This is a genomic window from Bacillus sp. ISL-35, from assembly GCF_018613355.1.
Lineage (GTDB): Bacteria > Bacillota > Bacilli > Bacillales > Cytobacillaceae > Mesobacillus.
This window is the reverse complement of the sequence record NZ_JAGGQK010000004.1, coordinates 1-17,483: the sequence shown is the minus strand read 5'-3', so window position 1 is coordinate 17,483 and position 17,483 is coordinate 1. Positions and strand designations below refer to the sequence as shown.

Sequence of the window (17,483 nt, the reverse complement as noted above, 5' to 3'; positions counted from 1 at the left end):
TACAACTCCATTGTACTATACTTTTTATGATTTTTTTACCTCTTCTTGCTCTTCAGAGGTCATATCTTCGCGCCAAATTGTGGCACCTAGCCCATTTAGCTTTTCAACGATGTGGCTATAGCCGCGATCAATATGGTCTACACCCGTCACCTCAGTGACACCTTCAGCCATAAGGCCGGCAATGACAAGAGCTGCTCCGGCACGGAGATCGCTTGCCTTGACCTTGGCTCCCTGAAGCTTGACCGGTCCGCTGATGATCGCAGATCTGCCCTCAACTTTAATATTGGCATTCATTCTTCTAAGTTCATCGATATGCTTAAAGCGTGCGCCATAGATTGTATCCGTGACGACACTGGAGCCCTCCGCCCTTGTGAGCAGCGCGGTGAACGGCTGCTGCAGGTCCGTTGGGAATCCTGGATAAACGAGCGTTTTAATGTCGACGGCCTTGTACTTCTCAGCAGGAGCAACATAAATTTGCTCATCACTCGCTTCAATCTTGGCGCCCATTTCCTTCAGCTTGGCCACAAGTGACTCAATATGCTGCGGAATGACATTATCAATCGTGACGCCATCACCGATTGCAGCGCCGAGGATTAAATATGTTCCTGCCTCGATCCGGTCCGGGATGATCGTATGGCGGCAGCCGTGAAGCTCATCCACGCCATCGATTCGGATCACATCGGTACCGGCTCCTTTGATTTTCGCTCCCATATTGGTAAGCAATGTTGCTACGTCAATGATTTCCGGCTCTTTTGCGGCATTTTCAATGACGGTCCGCCCTTTTGCTCGTACAGCGGCAAGCATGATGTTGATTGTTGCCCCAACACTTACGACGTCAAGATAGATTCTTGCACCGCGAAGCTCATCTGCACGAAGATAAATGGCACCCTGTTCATTTGTCACGCTGGCACCAAGCGCTTCGAATCCTTTTATATGCTGGTCAATCGGCCTTGGGCCTAAATGGCATCCACCTGGCAATCCGATGACAGCTTTTTTGAAACGGCCAAGCATTGCTCCCATTAGATAGTATGAAGCTCGCAGCTTTTTCACTTTTCCATTCGGCAAAGGCATGGAAATCATGGAAGACGGATCTACCGTCATTTCATTGTTCGAGAATTCAACAGAACCGCCGATTTCCTCCATCAAGTCCTTGAGCATATGAACATCGGAAATATCCGGCAAACCTTCTATGGTTACAGGCGATTCTGCTAATATGGTTGCGGGGATCAAGGCTACCGCGCTGTTTTTCGCACCGCTGACCCGAACAGTCCCTTTTAAAGGATAACCGCCTGCAATCTTAAGCTTTTCCATTTTTGACTCCCTTCTAAGCCGTGATGTAAGGTCAAGCTGGAGATGCAAACAATGTACAGCTAAGACCGATATTGGCTCTACGTAGATTAAAATGACCGAAATCAATTAGGTATATTTTTCCAATAAAAATATTCAGATTCCGGGAGTTTTCTATTCCCTTAGTTTACACGATATTCCCAATTTCATGTAATAAAATGCAAAAAAGATTAAATTGGGTAAAAGTTCCTAACTTTACTTAGCCTCTATCAGGCAGACTATGTTTCTGTTGCCCATATGCTGATTTATGGCTCTGTTATTCAAGGCTGTTGACCTTCGTTCCAGGCGCTTCGCTTTCCGCGGGTGGCCCGGGAAGCCTCCTCGTCGTTTCACTCCTGCGGGGTCTTCCCTGACCCATGCTCCCGCAGGAGTCTACGCGCCTTCCACTACGGTCAACAGGACTTAAAGAATCAATTGGGAGATAACAGAGCCGATAACTACCATAATAACAATTACTTCCCGCGAGATTCCCAGTCTTTTAAAAATGCTTCGATTCCTTTGTCTGTCAGCGGGTGGTTGAACATTTGCTGGATGACTTTGTATGGTACGGTGGCGATGTGTGCGCCTCTTAGTGCTGCGTCTGTTACGTGTTGCGGGTGGCGGATGGATGCGGCGATGATTTCTGTGTCGATTCCGTGGATCGTGAAGATTTCGGCAATCGTTGAAATCAGGTCGAGTCCGTTATGGCCGATGTCATCGAGGCGGCCAAGGAATGGTGATACGTATGTAGCTCCCGCTCTTGCTGCCAGCAATGCCTGGTTCGCACTGAAGACCAGGGTTACGTTTGTCTTGATTCCCTCTTTTGAGAATACAGAAACAGCCTTCAGCCCTTCTGGGGTCATTGGAACTTTGATCGTGATGTTCGGTGCGATTGCAGCTAATTCTTTTCCTTCTTTAATCATGCCCTCTGCATCAAGCGCGATGACTTCGGCACTGACAGAGCCAGGGACCAATTCGGTGATTTCCTTCAGGCGGTCCTCAAACTTTACATTCTTTTCTTTTGCCACGAGTGAAGGGTTAGTTGTAACCCCTGATAAAATTCCCAGTGTGTAGGCCTCGCGGATTTCTTCCATATTCGCAGTATCGATAAAAAACTTCATTTGTAAACGCCTCCAGTCGACAAAATTTTCAAACTTATATAAATGGATAAAAACCGCCCTATATAAGGCGGTTTTATTATAACAAATTTTTGCTGCTATTACGCTTTGTTAGAAGAACCGAATTCGCGTATTTTGCCGATTACAGTTTCCTTGATTGCATCGCGAGCTGGTCCAAGATATTTACGTGGATCATACTCTTCCGGCTTCGCAGCAAGAGTCTCACGAACTGCTTTAGCTGAAGCAATTTGGTTTTCAGTATTAACGTTGACTTTAGCTGTACCGAAAGAAATAGCTTTCTGGATATCTTTTGTAGGGATTCCAGTTCCGCCGTGCAATACCAATGGTACGCCAGCAGTCTTGTTGATTTCTTCCATTTCTTTGAAGCCAAGGTTTGGTTCACCTTTGTAAGGACCGTGTACAGAACCTAGTGCAGGAGCAAGGCAATCAATGCCAGTGCGCTTAACTAGCTCTTCACATTCCTTAGGATCAGCATAGATTACGCCAGAAGCAACAACGTCATCTTCCTGTCCGCCGACAACTCCTAATTCCGCTTCTACAGAAACACCTTTAGAGTGAGCGTATTCTACCACTTTTGAAGTGATTTCAATGTTCTCTTCGAAAGGACCGTGTGAAGCATCGATCATGACAGAGGTGAAACCTGCGTCGATTGCTTCTTTACACTTGTCGAAGCTTGAACCATGGTCAAGGTGGATTGCGACAGGAACTGTAGTGTTATAGTCCTCCATCAAACCTTCTACCATTTTGACAACAGTCTTGAAGCCGCCCATGTAGCGTGCAGCACCTTCAGAAACACCAAGGATTACCGGTGACTTCTCGGCTTCTGCAGCCTGAAGGATCGCTTGAGTGAACTCAAGGTTATTTAAGTTAAATTGCCCAACAGCGTAGCCTTCTGCATTCGCTTTTTTCAGCATTTCAGTCATTGAAACTAAAGGCATATCTTTTCCTCCTTCGTAATGATCAATCGTTTTTTGACTATGCTACCCTTTTAAAGGGTTCCCTCTCTGCTTTTGATTATGTACCCGAGATGGCATTCATCAAAACGAAATGATCCTGTGGAATTCATATGTATCATACCAAAAGAAAATCAGAATTGCCATTGTTCAAGCCTTGTTTTTGCAAGTGTCATAAAAATGCTATAAAGCAAGCGCTACCAATAGTTTCACTTGTCTGTAAACTCACTTTTTCCGGCAAGAAAAAACCCCCCGGAGCATCCTGAGGGCGAATTATGTATCTTAATCTTTTGAAACGGTTTGTGAATACTTCTTTACGGCTGCGCGGATATCATCAATGTCGAATGGCTTGGCGAAATGGGTCAAAGCTCCAAGGTCCATCGCTTCCTGGATCATATCCAGTTCGCCATAGGCGGTCATGATGATGACGCGAATATCCGGGTCGATTACCTTCATTCTTTTTAAAATTTCAATTCCATCCATACCCGGGATTTTCATGTCCAGAAGAACGAGATCAGGTGGATGCTTCTTAACGAGCTCCAGGGCCTGGACGCCATTTGCAGCCTGGTATGTTTGATAACCTTCTTTTTGCAGCACTTCATTAAGTAGAATTCTGATGCCAAACTGGTCGTCAACAATAAGTATTTTTTCTTTCATGCCGCCTCTTCCCCCTAATAAAAGTAATAAATAATAAATGATCTTGTCCTGGAAACTGTTTCGTTCTTCCCCATTACACAATTCGTTAAAAAGCTTGAAATTCCTGCCATATTTTTAAACTTATTTTCGACAGATGCTTTTTCATTTCCATTGTAGTACTTTATAATCAGGATTGGCAAAGACGGAGGTGCTGGAATGTTAAAAATGTTTTCGACACAATTGGCCGGATTATTCAACCGGCTGATGGAAAAAGAAGAGTTTCCAATTGAGGATGGCGCACGACTGCTGGCACAGGCTGCTGCTGGTGAAGGCAAAATTCATATTTTTGGTACAGGAGAAATGAAGGCTGTTGAACTTGAAGCAGTTCATGGCGAAGAACCACTTCAATCGGCAGCCATTTTATCGGAGGAAACAGAAGTAGAAGCTGCAGACCGTGTGCTGATTGTCAGCCGCTATGCTGATGATGAAGAGGCAGTCAAAATGGCAGGCATTTTACAGGAAAAAGGGATTCCGTTCGTGGCTATTTCTACCGTCCGGAATGAAAATGAAGGACTGAATACGCTTGCGGACGTCCATATTGATTTACGAATCAAAAAAGGCCTGCTTCCGGATGATGTTGGCAACAGAATTGGCTATCCCACTTCTGTTGCGGCACTATTCATCTACTTCGGCCTGAAATTCACGATCGAGGAAATTTTGGAAGACTACTAACCAGAATACGCCAAAAAAGCAGTAAAAAAAGCCGGTAAATTCACCGGCTTTTTTGCATGTTATTTATTTGTCTTGATGGATGCTTCAATAAAGTCCCTGAATAATGGCTGCGGACGCGTTGGTCTTGATGTGAATTCAGGATGGAACTGTGATGCCAGGAACCATGGGTGGTCTTTCAGTTCGATGATTTCGACCAAACGGCCATCCGGGCTTGTCCCAGAGAAAATAAACCCTTCTTTTTCCATTGCCTGACGGTATTCGTTGTTGAACTCATAACGATGGCGATGGCGCTCATATATCAGGTCATCACCGTAAGCAGCGAATGCCTTTGTATCTTCACTAAGCTTACATGGATATAAGCCAAGGCGAAGTGTTCCGCCAAGATCTTCAATATCCTTCTGCTCTGGAAGAAGGTCGATAATCGGATTTGTCGTGCTTGGCATGATTTCTGCAGAGTGAGCATCCTTCAAGCCAAGAACGTGGCGTGCAAATTCAACGGATGCCAGCTGCATGCCGAGGCAAATTCCGAAGAAAGGCACTTTGTTCTCGCGCGCGTATTTGGTCGCAAGGATCTTCCCTTCGATTCCACGGTCGCCGAATCCGCCAGGAACAAGGATGCCATCAACGTCATTCAGAAGTTCAACGACATTCTCTTCTGTCACTTCCTCAGAGTTGATCCACTTGATTTCAATATCACTGTCGAATGCATATCCTGCGTGCTTCAATGATTCAACCACTGAAATGTAGGCATCCTGAAGTTCAACATATTTACCGACAAGGCCAATTCTCGTTTTGCCGGTAAGATGCGTCACTTTCTCGACCAATGCATTCCACTCGGTCATGTCTGCTTCAGCGCAGTTCAATTTGAAGTGCTCGCAAACAAGCTGGTCCATCTTCTGCTCCTGAAGAGCCAGAGGGATGGAGTAAAGAGTTTCCGCATCTGTCGCCTCAATTACCGCTTCCTTGTCGATATCACAGAACAAGGCAATTTTGTCCTTCATGTCCTGTGAAATCGGCATTTCAGTACGAAGGACGATAATATTTGGCTGGATTCCCAGGCTGCGCAATTCTTTTACGCTGTGCTGGGTTGGCTTTGTCTTCATTTCGCCTGCTGCCTTGATGTAAGGAACCAGTGTACAGTGGATGTACATCACATTGTCTCGTCCAGCATCATTCTTGATCTGGCGGATTGCTTCAAGGAACGGCAGTGATTCGATGTCCCCTACTGTACCGCCGATTTCAGTGATGACAACATCTGCACCAGTCTCTTTGCCTGCACGGAAAACCTTTTCCTTGATTTCATTCGTGATATGCGGAATAACCTGTACAGTTCCTCCCAGGTAGTCACCGCGGCGCTCTTTTTTCAGGACCGTTGAGTAGATTTTTCCTGTTGTCACGTTTGAGTATTTGTTCAGGTTGATATCGATGAAGCGCTCGTAGTGGCCCAGGTCCAGGTCCGTTTCGGCGCCATCGTCCGTCACGAATACTTCACCGTGCTGGTAAGGACTCATTGTCCCAGGGTCTACGTTGATGTATGGATCGAACTTCTGGATTGTCACGCTCAAGCCCCTGTTTTTCAGCAATCTTCCAAGGGATGCTGCCGTGATTCCCTTACCTAATGACGAAACGACTCCGCCCGTAACAAAAATATACTTTGCCATTGTGTAATCCCCCTCATCAAACAGTTTGTACAATATGCACCTGTTTAATTGATTTATTGATTAAATTTTTAACCTTTTTAAATCGCCTGCTTCGGTTTTCGCAAGCGGATTGTACAGGGGGTTATTTTTAGCCTGTAAAAATAAAAAAAACGCCCCGCATACAGAGTATGGGGAGCGTTTTGTGGCTGTTTTACTTAATCGTCCTTTTTTAAGGAGCCCAAAAAGTATTCTACATTCGGTAAATATAAAAGTCAAGTTGTTAATTATAGTTCTTCGTCTTCCTCTTCGTCATCTTCATCTTCGAGCGGCAGGTCTTCGTCTTCTTCCTCCAGCAGCTCATCCTCATCGTCGTCGAAGTCATCGGAATCTTCCAGGTCCTCATCGAAGTCCTCGTCATCTTCATCATCATCTTCGTCGAGAGCATCATCTTCGTCGAATTCGTCGATATCATCGTAGTCAAGATCTTCCTCATCGATTTCATCGAATTCGTCAAGGTCTAGATCGTCCTCATCAACAGCCTTCTTAGCCTTCTTCTTCTTCGGCTTGACTGTCGTGACATTGTCTTCTTCGATCTGGTCGACTGGATACCAGACGCGAAGACCCCAGCGTCCTTCACCCTGGGACATGAAACGTCCATCTATATTTATATCTGTATAGAATTGAACCATTCTTTCAGCAACATCGGCCTCGTCCAATTTAAGGACACTCTTGATTTCAGCCATCAGCTCCTGAAACGTGATCGCTTGCTTCTTTTCTTTTAAAATTTCAAATCCTACTTCAATCAATGACATTTCTTGAAGCTCTTCTTTTGAGTATTGGCTTAAACTCAATTTGCGCACTTCCTTTCTCTATTCCAGGCCTTTACCCGGCCATTCGTCCGAAAACAAGGAAAATATCCCAGAATGCATATTCTACATTATAAACAAATTTTAGACCTTTATGCCAGTTTTATCTGCCGTTTTCCCGGCTTTTTTCGCTTTCCATTTCCACTTTCCCTCTGCCAGCCTTCCTCCTTTTCTTCAGCTGGCCATATGCCAGTAAAAAAAAGGCGATCGATAGAATGAAAAATGGGATAGCGCCAAGCTGACGCTGATAAAGATAATAAATGGCAGCAGCAGCCACAACAGCCCCTGCCGTGAACAAAACCGATTTCACAAAATTCACATCCTGAAGTAGGTCGTATGTATGAACCGATAACTAGATTATATAAGATTATCTCCCAAAAGATAGGTGAAATTTGATAAAAAGTTGTTTTTCAATATGCAGGAATGTCTCATATTGGTTTCTAGTTTACGAAACGAGCACCATAAAATGCAAGATGGCTCATAGATTTTCTATAAGCCATCCTGCCCATTCAGGTCGATTGCAAAGTCTTTTTATGCCCCGCCCTACATTTTTACACCATAATATTTGTTTTTAAACTACCCTTTACATATTCCTGCGGAACTGGCCGCCTACTTCGTAAAGAGCCCTTGTGATTTGTCCGAGGCTTGCGTATTTGACGGTTTCCATCAGTTCGGCAAAAATATTGCCGCCATTGACTGCTGTTTCTTTAAGCCGCTCAAGCGCTGTTTCGGACTGGTCTTGATTCTTGTCCTTGAATGCGCCTAGATTGCGGATCTGTGTTTCCTTTTCTTCTTTCGTCGCACGGGCAAGCTCCATCTTGTCGATCTCTTCCTCTGATGGAGGATTTGGATTCAGGTACGTATTCACCCCGATGATTGGCAGCTCCCCGGAATGCTTCTTCATTTCATAGTACATGGATTCATCCTGGATTTTACCGCGCTGGTACTGAGTTTCCATTGCCCCAAGCACGCCGCCGCGGTCATTGATCCGTTCGAATTCCTGAAGGACTGCTTCCTCAACCAAATCAGTCAGCTCTTCAATGATGAACGCACCCTGAAGCGGGTTTTCGTTCTTCGTCAATCCATGCTCCTTCGTGATGATCATCTGGATCGCCATTGCGCGGCGGACGGATTCTTCCGTCGGCGTAGTGATCGCTTCGTCATACGCATTGGTATGAAGTGAATTACAGTTGTCATGCAATGCCATCAAAGCCTGCAATGTTGTCCGGATATCGTTGAAGTCGATTTCCTGAGCATGAAGTGAACGTCCTGAAGTCTGGATATGGTATTTCAGCTTCTGGCTGCGTTCATTCGCTCCGTACTTATTTTTCATGACCGTCGCCCAGATCCTGCGGGCAACGCGGCCGATCACGGAATACTCAGGATCAAGGCCATTGGAGAAGAAGAAGCTCAGGTTTGGTGCAAAGTCATCGATCTTCATGCCTCTGCTCAAATAGTACTCAACATATGTGAAACCATTTGATAGTGTGAACGCCAGCTGGGAAATCGGGTTCGCGCCTGCTTCGGCAATATGGTAGCCGGAAATCGATACAGAATAGTAGTTCCGGACTTTTTCATCGATAAAATACTGCTGGATATCGCCCATCATTCGGAGTGCGAATTCAGTCGAGAAGATACAAGTATTCTGTCCTTGATCCTCTTTTAAAATATCTGCCTGCACCGTTCCGCGAACTGTCTGGAGCGTCATTTCCTTCACTTGGGCAAACTCTTCATCATTCAGCTTGCGGCCAAGTTCTTGTTCCTTCTTTTCCACCTGCTGTTCAATTGCTGTGTTCATGAACATTGCCAGTATGATCGGTGCCGGCCCGTTGATTGTCATCGACACGGATGTTGATGGATGGCAAAGGTCAAAACCTGCATACAGCTTTTTCATGTCGTCAAGCGAACAAACGCTGACGCCGCTCTCACCGACTTTGCCGTAAATATCCGGACGGTAATCCGGGTCTTCACCGTAAAGTGTGACCGAATCGAACGCAGTACTTAGGCGTTTTGCTGCGTCATCCTTTGACAGGTAGTGGAAGCGGCGGTTCGTACGCTCTGGTGTCCCTTCGCCAGCAAACTGGCGTTTTGGATCCTCGCCTTCACGCTTGAACGGGAATACGCCCGCTGTGTACGGGAAGCTGCCAGGCACATTCTCAACGTAGACCCAGCGTAGAATTTCTCCGTAATCCTTGTATTTTGGCAGTGCAACCTTAGGGATGCTTAAGCCGGAAAGACTTTTCGTCTTTAATTCCATTACGATTTCCTTGTCACGGATTTTTGTGATGAACTGGTCACCACTGTATTTTCCCTTCAGAGATTCCCAGTTTTCAAGGATGTTCCTTGACTCTGGTGTCAGTTTCTTCTCTGTTTCTTCTTTTAACACTTGCAGAGACGAAAGAACTTCACTGTTTGTTTCTTTTTCTTTTACCGCTTCGATTGCCCCTTCAATCTGGAACAGTCTGCGGGCGAGGTCAGCCTGCTCGGCCGCATGCTTATGGTAACTCCGTACCGTTTCGGAAATTTCCCGCAGGTAATAGCGGCGGTCATTCGGGATGATCACATTCTGTTTTTCTACTACTGCATTGGTAGAGAAAGATGTCGTCCAATCTGTGCCTGCTTTTTCATTGATTTTGTTGACCAGGGCCGCAAACAGCGCGTTCGTGCCAGGATCGTTGAACTGGCTGGCGATTGTGCCGTAGACAGGCATTTCATCAAGCTCTTTGTCAAAAAACATATGACTGCGCTGGTACTGCTTCTGCACCTGGCGCTTTGCATCCTCAGAGCCTTTGCGCTCAAATTTATTGATGACAATCAAGTCGGCATAATCGATCATATCGATTTTCTCAAGCTGTGACGGCGCGCCGAATTCGCTCGTCATCACATACATTGAAACATCACAAACATCGGTGATTCCTGCATCGCCTTGCCCAATACCACTCGTTTCGACGATGACTAGGTCAAAGCCTGCCGCTTTCACCACGTCGATGGCATCTTTAATCGCAAGGGACAATTCAGACTTTGACTTTCTTGTCGCCAGGCTGCGCATATAAACGCGTGGAGAGAAAATCGCGTTCATGCGGATCCGGTCTCCCAGAAGTGCTCCGCCTGTCTTCTGCTTTGTAGGGTCGACTGATAAAATCGCTACCCGCTTTTCAGGGATTTCATTGATGAAGCGCCTGATCAGTTCGTCAGTCAATGAACTTTTCCCTGCACCGCCCGTACCAGTGATTCCGACAACAGGCACCGCCTTTGTCATCGTCTTGACTTTTTCCATCAAGCTTTCCACAGCGGCGGCTGTTTCTTTTTCCGAACCAACATGCTGCTCGGCAAGCGTGATCAGCTTTGCGACAGCGTTCGGATCCCCGTCTTCAAGTTTTCCGATTTCCTCAACGCCTTCAGCAGTCACTGTCGGGAAGTCACACTCCTTGATCATCTGCTCGATCATGCCGTTAAGGCCATATTTCCTGCCGTCTTCCGGCGAGAAAATACGGGCGATCCCGTATTCATGAAGCTCCTTTATTTCCCGAGGAATGATGACACCGCCGCCACCGCCGTAAATGCGGATATGGGAAGCGCCTTTTTCCTTCAAAAGATCGTACATATACTTAAAATATTCCACGTGCCCGCCCTGATAGGAAGAAATCGCAATTCCCTGTGCATCCTCCTGGATCGCGGCGTTGACGACCTCCTCGACGGAGCGGTTGTGGCCAAGGTGGATCACCTCGCCTCCCAATGACTGGATGATCCTGCGCATGATGTTGATTGAAGCATCATGGCCGTCAAACAAGCTTGAAGCTGTCACAAAGCGAATATGGTTCTTTGGCTTATACATTTCCGGCATACTCATTTTGTTCCCCCTGTTCCTAATTTCATTTCCGATCCCTTGAGCCCCTTGAAAAGCAGTTCTGTCTGCAGTTCCGTATACTCCTCGAGAGTGTACAGTTTTTGCAGCGCCCAGCGGCGGAATCCCCACATCTGCCCCTGGACGAAAATATCATGGGCGATGATTTTGACATGTTTTTCATCCAGGTCAAGCTCGCCATTTTCGACGCAGCGCTGGATCACATCCTCAAACATCCCCACCATCTCGATTTCTTTTTTCAGCACATATGGGAGTGCATCCTTTGTCAGCGATTTGACCTCCTGGTACATGACGAGCACTTCGTCCTGGAGGTCATCCATGACCTTGAAGTAATTGGCGATGCCGACCTTCAGGCTCTCGAGCGTCCCCTGGTTCGTGTCGAGGTTTTCCTGTAGGCGGTCGCGAACTTCGTCATAAATGCTGTCGCAGACAAGGTAAAGCACATCTTCTTTTGTACGGATATATTCGTAAAGGGTACCGATGCTAAAGCCTGAAGCCCGGGCAATCTCTCTGGTCGTCGTGCGGTGGAAGCCCTTTTGCTTGAAAAGAGTTACGGCCCCTTTGATCATCTGTTCGCGCCTTTTTTTCACAAGTCGCTCATCTTTTACCGACGCCTGCACTTCTCGCTTTTTCATCTCTTCTGCCCCGCCCTGTTATTTCGTCAGCATTCTTGAGATGACAAGACGCTGGATTTCCTGTGTTCCTTCATAGATCTGCGTGATTTTCGCGTCGCGCATGAAGCGTTCAACCGGATAATCCTTCGTGTAGCCGTAGCCGCCGAATACCTGTACAGCTTCGGTTGTCACTTTCATCGCTGTGTCGCCGGCAAACAGTTTGGACATTGCCGATTCCTTGCCGTATGGAAGGCCTTCAGATTCCAGCCATGCAGCCTGGTAAGTTAATAGTCTTGAAGCTTCTACTGAAGTTGCCATGTCCGCAAGCTTGAAGCCAATTCCCTGGTTCGCCGCGATTGGCTTGCCGAATTGCTGGCGTTCTTTTGCATAATCAACTGCTGCGTCAAGCGCTCCCTGTGCGATACCGACTGCCTGGGCAGCGATTCCGTTACGTCCGCCATCAAGCGTCATCATCGCGATTTTGAAGCCTTCACCAACTTCACCAAGGATGTTTTCCTTTGGAACGCGGCAGTCTTCAAAAATGATTTCTGTTGTCGGAGATGAACGGATGCCCAGCTTCTTTTCCTTCTTGCCGACAGAGAATCCAGGGAAGCTGCTTTCGACGATGAACGCAGTCGTTCCTTTGTGCTTGCTTGACGGATCGGTCAACGCGAATACAACATAGATATCAGCTACCCCGCCATTTGTGATGAAAATTTTGGAGCCATTCAGTACATAGTGGTCGCCATCTTCTTTCGCAGTCGTTCTCATTGCACCTGCATCAGAACCGCTGCCCGGCTCAGTCAGGCCGTACGCACCGATGCTCTTACCTTCAGCCATTGGACGCAAGTACTTTTGCTTCTGCTCTTCATTTCCGAACTTGAAGATTGGCCAGCCGGCAAGTGAAGTGTGCGCTGACAGCATTACCCCTGTTGAGGCACAGACGCGTGATAATTCTTCAACCGCGATGCAGTATGCGAGATAGTCAGATCCGATGCCGCCGTACTCTTCAGGCCACGGGATACCAGTCAGGCCAAGCTCCGCCATCTTGTCAAAAATCTCACGGTCAAAACGTTCCTCCTCATCACGCTCAGCAGCCGTCGGAGCCACTTCATTCCTCGCAAAATCACGGACCATTTTCCGGATCATTTCATGTTCTTCGGATAATCGAAAATTCATTATTGTTTCCTCCGTTACTGTTTATTTAATTTATATAGATAACCATTACATTCGACTTGTTACTCTGCAGGTGGGACGATTGGTGACCTTTTTCCGGTATTTCAACCTGAAACCGATCGTTATCTTGACAGCTTTTCGGATTTCACACCTCAACCTGTTATAATAACGAGGTTTTCTTGACAGCTTTCGGCTTCCTCCGCCTAACCTGTCACAATAACGAGCTTTTCTTGACAGCTTTTCGGCTTCCTCTGCCCAACCTGTCAGAATAACGGGCTTTTCTTGACAGCTTTTCTGCTTTTACTGCCCAACCTGTCAGAATAACGGGCTTTTCTTGACAGCTTTTCGGCTTCAACTGCCTAACCTGTCAGAATAACTAGCTTTTCTTGACAGCTTTTCTGCCTTCACTGCCCAACCTGTCAGAATAACGAGGTTTTCTTGACAGCTTTCCTGCTTTCACTGCCCAACCTGTCAGAATAACTAGCTTTTCTTGACAGCTTTTCTGCCTTCACTGCCCAACCTGTCAGAATAACTAGCTTTTCTTGACAGCTTTTCAGCTTTCATCGCCCAACCTGTCAGAATAACGAGGTTTTCTTGACAGCTTTCCTGCTTTCACTGCCCAACCTGTCAGAATAACCAGCTTTTCTTGACAGCTTTTCGGCCACCACTTTCCAACCTGTCACAATAACGAGGTTTTCTTGACAGCTTTTCAGCTTCAGCTGTCCAACCTGTCACAATAACCGGTGTTATAACTGCTTACTAATAACAATCTTCTGGATCTCGCTCGTTCCCTCGTAAATCTCGGTTACTTTAGCGTCGCGGAAGTAGCGTTCGACTGGATATTCCTTCGTGTAGCCGTAGCCGCCGAATACCTGGATGGCTTCGGTTGTGACTTCGACTGCTGTTCTTGAGGTGAACAGTTTTGCCATGGATGCTTCCATCCCGCATTTTTGTCCTTCTGAACGCAATTGAGCCGCGCGGTAGATTAATAGTTTCGCAGCTTCGACGGATGTAGCCATGTCTGCCAGCTTGAAGCCGACGCCTTGCTGGGCTGCTATTGGCTTGCCAAACTGGACTCTTTCTTTCGCATAGCCAGTCGCCGCGTCCAAAGCTGCTTCAGCAATCCCGAGAGCCTGTGCGGCGATGCCAATCCGGCCGGAGTCAAGGTTGCTCATCGCGATTTTGAATCCTTGGCCTTCCTGGCCAAGCAAGTTTTCTTCTGGCACTTTCATGTCCTCGAATGTCAGCTGGACTGTGCGGGAGCCGTACAGGCCCATTTTGTGCTCATCCTTGCCGACGATGAAGCCCGGTGTATCTTTTTCAACGATAAAGGCTGAGACGCCCTTTGGACCTGCTTCAGGATTGGTCGATGCGAAGACAATATAGACATCTGCTTCTCCGCCATTGGTGATGAACACCTTCGATCCGTTCAATACATAATGTCCATCTTTCTTGACCGCCCGGGTTTTCAAGCTGGCGGCATCGGAACCGGCACTTGGCTCTGTCAGGCAGAATGCACCCAGGTATTCCCCCGAAGCTAGCTTAGGTACATATTTTTTCTTTTGCTCTTCCGTACCAAAATACAAAATTGGGTTCGTACCAACGGAAGTATGAACGGATAGGATGACGCCAACCGTGGCGCTGACCCTGGAAATTTCATGGATGGCAATGATATAGGAAATGAAGTCCATCTCTGAACCGCCATATTCCTCAGGTACGGGAATCCCCATCAGGCCAAGTTCGCCCATCTTTTTTAAAATCTCCCTCGGGAACTCGCCTTCCTCCATTTTTTCAACAAAAGGCGCAATTTCGGTCTGTGCAAAATCACGCACCATTTTGCGCATCATTTCCTGTTCTTCTGTGAATCTCAGATTCATGTTTTCACCCTCCAGACGTCCAGACAGTGACTATGTATGGACGCATTTGTCGCCGAATTCTTTACTCGTATGTGTAGAACCCACGGCCAGATTTTTTGCCGAGCCAGCCGGCTTTTACATATTTCCTTAATAATGGACAAGGACGGTATTTGTCGTCGCCAAAGCCTTCATGCAGTGTTTCCATGATGTAGAGGCATGTGTCCAGGCCGATGAAGTCAGCAAGTGTCAATGGCCCCATTGGGTGGTTCATGCCGAGCTTCATGACTTCGTCGATCGCTTCCTTCGTTGCGACGCCTTCATACAATGTGTAAATGGCTTCGTTAATCATCGGCATAAGGATTCGGTTTGACACGAAACCTGGGAAATCGTTCACTTCAACAGGAACCTTTTCCAAAGTCTTGGTGATATCCTCGATGGTCTGATACACTTCATCAGCTGTCGCCAGGCCGCGGATGATTTCGACCAGCTTCATGACAGGCACCGGGTTCATGAAATGCATGCCGATGACCTTTTCCGGACGCTTTGTTGCTGCAGCGATCTCAGTAATCGGCAATGAAGATGTATTGGAAGCAAGGATGGTGTGTTCAGGAGCGATTTCATCAAGCTGGGCAAAAATCTTCGCCTTGATGTCCATGTTCTCAACAGCCGCTTCGATGACCAGGTCAACCTTACCTGCATCCTGAAGTTCAGTAGAGGCAGTAATCCTGCCAACAACGGCGTCCAACTGTTCTGCTGTCATCCTGCCTTTATCTACCTGGCGGTTAAGATTCTTTTTGATTCCGGAAAGTCCGCGTTCCACAAATTCCGGCTTCAGATCGTTCAAAAACACATCATATCCAGCCTGCGCGCACACCTGGGCAATACCGGAGCCCATCTGACCTGCGCCGATTACCATAATCGTTTTTACACTCATTATTACAACCTCCTAAAAAAGTTTGTATCAGTGGAGGGCAGCTCTCGCAATTGCCCTCCTTCCATTTCCTTATTGTTTAGGAACCTCAATCATCACTGCATCGCCCTGGCCGCCGCCTGAGCAGATCGCCGCAATGCCGACCCCACCGCCGCGGCGCTTGAGTTCATGCATCAATGTCAAAATGATGCGCGCCCCGCTTGCTCCGATAGGGTGTCCGAGGGCAACCGCACCGCCATTGACATTGACCTTTTCCGGATCAAGGTTCGCGATGCGTCCGCTTGTCAATGCAACCGCCGCGAAAGCTTCATTTATTTCAAAAAGGTCAATTTCTTCAAGTGATTTACCGGTCTTTTTCAATAATTCGTTGATGACAATTCCCGGTGTTTTCGGGAAGTCCTTTGCTTCTGTGGCAATTGCTGCATGAGCCAAAACCACTGCCTGCGGTGTCTTGCCTTCACACTGTGCGCGCTCTTCGCTCATCAGGACGAGGGCCGCCGCACCGTCATTGACACCTGGTGCATTGCCTGCAGTAATTGTGCCGTCCGAATTGAAAACCGGCCCCAGTTTTGCCAGCTTTTCAACTGAAGTGTCCTTCCTCGGCGCTTCATCATGCTGGACCAAAATCGGGTCGCCCTTACGCTGCGGCACTTCAACCGGGACGATTTCTTCGGCAAGCTTTCCTGATTCAATCGCTTCGATTGCCCTTTGATGGCTGCGGTATGACCACTGATCCTGCTCCTCACGGCTGATTTCGTATTCCTTCGCTACTTCATTTCCGTATGTTCCCATGTGGACACCATTGAAGCTGCATGTCAGGCCATCATGGATCATCAGGTCCTTCACCTGGCCGTCGCCCATCCTGAAGCCCCATCGTGCTTTCGGCAGGATATAAGGCGCGTTGCTCATTGACTCCATTCCGCCGGCAACGATCACTTCCTCATCTCCAGCGCGGATGATCTGGTCGCCAAGTGTCAGGCTTCGCATGCCGGATGCACAAACTTTGTTGATGGTTTCTGTCTTCACATCCCACGGAATGCCTGCCTCCCTTGCTGCCTGGCGTGAAGGAAGCTGTCCCTGGCCTCCCTGCAGCACAGTCCCAAGAATGACTTCGCCGACTTCCTCAGGTTTAACCCCTGCGCGTGATAGCGCCTCCTTGACAGCAATTCCTCCTAATTGACTGGCTGAAAAACTGCTCAATCCGCCGCCAAGCTTGCCAAACGGTGTTCTTGCCCCTGCTAAAATGACTGTTCTTCCCATTGTCATCTCTCCCTTTCAATCTATTAATTTTTAAAACTGAAAAATTCCTGCGACATTGAGTGACTGAACGCTCGCTCGATACTGGTCCAAAAAAAATCTTGTTGTTGATTCATGAGGCTATAAATAGTGGATTCTTGCTGAAGGTAAATGTAAGCGCTTTATCATATTATTCATTTTACTTTAAAAATAGTAGAAATTGAAACACTTTGCTAAAAATTCTGTTATATATCGAATTTTTAATGTGAGTCAACTTCTACTATTTTGGGTTTTAAGTATTTATTTTAGGCTCTGTTAAACAAGACTGTTGATTTTCGTTCCAGGCGCTTCGCTTTCCGCGGGGCTGGCGCTGAGCCTCCTCGTCGCTTTGCTCCTGCGGGGTCTCACCTGACCAGCTGCGCCCGCAGGACATTGATTTAGCTTCTTCGAACCTGCCCACGCACGATGGAAATGCGGTAGCATTTTCGGAGGAGTCTACGCGCCTTCCACTAC

14 protein-coding genes are annotated in these 17,483 nt (G+C 47.2%); 1 reads left to right on the top strand and 13 read right to left on the bottom strand.

Annotated features, from left to right (window positions below):
- Positions 1 to 24 precede the first annotated feature (24 nt).
- From J7E38_RS06245 to J7E38_RS06230, 4 genes are all read right to left on the bottom strand, one after another.
- A complete protein-coding gene (locus J7E38_RS06245; RefSeq protein WP_214705944.1) occupies positions 25 to 1,311 on the bottom strand; it encodes a UDP-N-acetylglucosamine 1-carboxyvinyltransferase in 1,287 nt (428 codons plus the stop codon).
- A 488-nt stretch (positions 1,312 to 1,799) separates the two neighbouring features.
- Positions 1,800 to 2,447 (bottom strand): fructose-6-phosphate aldolase, encoded by a 648-nt coding sequence (gene fsa, locus J7E38_RS06240; protein WP_214705943.1) that lies wholly within the window; start codon positions 2,445 to 2,447, stop codon positions 1,800 to 1,802.
- A gap of 98 nt (positions 2,448 to 2,545) precedes the next feature.
- The gene (locus J7E38_RS06235) at positions 2,546 to 3,403 is read right to left on the bottom strand and encodes a class II fructose-bisphosphate aldolase (RefSeq protein WP_214705942.1); all 858 of its coding nucleotides are present in this window, start codon (positions 3,401 to 3,403) and stop codon (positions 2,546 to 2,548) included.
- A gap of 297 nt (positions 3,404 to 3,700) precedes the next feature.
- Positions 3,701 to 4,075, bottom strand: coding sequence for a response regulator (locus J7E38_RS06230; RefSeq protein WP_144479181.1), 375 nt, complete (start codon positions 4,073 to 4,075; stop codon positions 3,701 to 3,703).
- Between the two features lie 195 nt (positions 4,076 to 4,270).
- On the opposite strand from J7E38_RS06230, the gene J7E38_RS06225 reads away from it, so the two are divergent.
- Complete coding sequence (locus J7E38_RS06225; RefSeq protein WP_214705941.1) at positions 4,271 to 4,786, top strand: DUF2529 domain-containing protein; 516 nt, start codon at positions 4,271 to 4,273, stop codon at positions 4,784 to 4,786.
- Between the two features lie 59 nt (positions 4,787 to 4,845).
- Here J7E38_RS06225 and J7E38_RS06220 read toward each other — a convergent pair whose 3' ends face one another.
- The 9 genes from J7E38_RS06220 to J7E38_RS06180 form a co-directional block, all read right to left on the bottom strand.
- Entirely contained in the window at positions 4,846 to 6,447 is a 1,602-nt protein-coding gene (locus J7E38_RS06220) for a CTP synthase (RefSeq protein ID WP_214705940.1), read from the bottom strand.
- Between the two features lie 263 nt (positions 6,448 to 6,710).
- Positions 6,711 to 7,286 carry a DNA-directed RNA polymerase subunit delta gene (rpoE, locus tag J7E38_RS06215; RefSeq protein ID WP_353049940.1) on the bottom strand — a complete coding sequence of 192 codons (576 nt, stop codon included), beginning with the start codon at positions 7,284 to 7,286 and terminating at the stop codon, positions 6,711 to 6,713.
- A 109-nt stretch (positions 7,287 to 7,395) separates the two neighbouring features.
- On the bottom strand, positions 7,396 to 7,602 hold the full coding sequence (locus tag J7E38_RS06210; protein WP_214705938.1) for a hypothetical protein: 207 nt from the start codon (positions 7,600 to 7,602) through the stop codon (positions 7,396 to 7,398).
- Between the two features lie 273 nt (positions 7,603 to 7,875).
- Entirely contained in the window at positions 7,876 to 11,136 is a 3,261-nt protein-coding gene (gene icmF / locus J7E38_RS06205; RefSeq protein WP_215038327.1) for a fused isobutyryl-CoA mutase/GTPase IcmF, read from the bottom strand.
- A gap of 2 nt (positions 11,137 to 11,138) precedes the next feature.
- A complete protein-coding gene (locus J7E38_RS06200; protein WP_214705936.1) occupies positions 11,139 to 11,792 on the bottom strand; it encodes a TetR/AcrR family transcriptional regulator in 654 nt (217 codons plus the stop codon).
- Between the two features lie 18 nt (positions 11,793 to 11,810).
- Positions 11,811 to 12,950: an acyl-CoA dehydrogenase gene (locus J7E38_RS06195; RefSeq protein ID WP_144479193.1), complete on the bottom strand. Its 1,140-nt coding sequence runs from the start codon at positions 12,948 to 12,950 to the stop codon at positions 11,811 to 11,813.
- Between the two features lie 743 nt (positions 12,951 to 13,693).
- Positions 13,694 to 14,824, bottom strand: coding sequence for an acyl-CoA dehydrogenase (locus tag J7E38_RS06190; protein ID WP_214705935.1), 1,131 nt, complete (start codon positions 14,822 to 14,824; stop codon positions 13,694 to 13,696).
- A 61-nt stretch (positions 14,825 to 14,885) separates the two neighbouring features.
- Positions 14,886 to 15,737, bottom strand: coding sequence for a 3-hydroxybutyryl-CoA dehydrogenase (locus J7E38_RS06185; protein ID WP_214705934.1), 852 nt, complete (start codon positions 15,735 to 15,737; stop codon positions 14,886 to 14,888).
- 69 nt (positions 15,738 to 15,806) lie between these two features.
- Positions 15,807 to 16,994, bottom strand: a complete 1,188-nt coding sequence (locus J7E38_RS06180) for an acetyl-CoA C-acetyltransferase (RefSeq protein WP_214705933.1) — start codon at positions 16,992 to 16,994, stop codon at positions 15,807 to 15,809.
- Positions 16,995 to 17,483 lie beyond the last annotated feature (489 nt).

What these genes read in the sequence shown, in the direction of transcription:
- J7E38_RS06200 (WP_214705936.1), bottom strand. Translation starts at nt 11,792, where the DNA reads ATGAAAAAGCGAGAAGTGCAGGCGTCGGTAAAAGATGAGCGACTTGTG.
- J7E38_RS06195 (WP_144479193.1), bottom strand. Translation starts at nt 12,950, where the DNA reads ATGAATTTTCGATTATCCGAAGAACATGAAATGATCCGGAAAATGGTC.
- J7E38_RS06190 (WP_214705935.1), bottom strand. Translation starts at nt 14,824, where the DNA reads ATGAATCTGAGATTCACAGAAGAACAGGAAATGATGCGCAAAATGGTG.
- J7E38_RS06230 (WP_144479181.1), bottom strand. Translation starts at nt 4,075, where the DNA reads ATGAAAGAAAAAATACTTATTGTTGACGACCAGTTTGGCATCAGAATT.
- J7E38_RS06185 (WP_214705934.1), bottom strand. Translation starts at nt 15,737, where the DNA reads ATGAGTGTAAAAACGATTATGGTAATCGGCGCAGGTCAGATGGGCTCC.
- J7E38_RS06180 (WP_214705933.1), bottom strand. Translation starts at nt 16,994, where the DNA reads ATGGGAAGAACAGTCATTTTAGCAGGGGCAAGAACACCGTTTGGCAAG.
- J7E38_RS06220 (WP_214705940.1), bottom strand. Translation starts at nt 6,447, where the DNA reads ATGGCAAAGTATATTTTTGTTACGGGCGGAGTCGTTTCGTCATTAGGT.
- icmF (WP_215038327.1), bottom strand. Translation starts at nt 11,136, where the DNA reads ATGCCGGAAATGTATAAGCCAAAGAACCATATTCGCTTTGTGACAGCT.
- J7E38_RS06225 (WP_214705941.1), top strand. Translation starts at nt 4,271, where the DNA reads ATGTTAAAAATGTTTTCGACACAATTGGCCGGATTATTCAACCGGCTG.
- J7E38_RS06235 (WP_214705942.1), bottom strand. Translation starts at nt 3,403, where the DNA reads ATGCCTTTAGTTTCAATGACTGAAATGCTGAAAAAAGCGAATGCAGAA.
- J7E38_RS06245 (WP_214705944.1), bottom strand. Translation starts at nt 1,311, where the DNA reads ATGGAAAAGCTTAAGATTGCAGGCGGTTATCCTTTAAAAGGGACTGTT.
- fsa (WP_214705943.1), bottom strand. Translation starts at nt 2,447, where the DNA reads ATGAAGTTTTTTATCGATACTGCGAATATGGAAGAAATCCGCGAGGCC.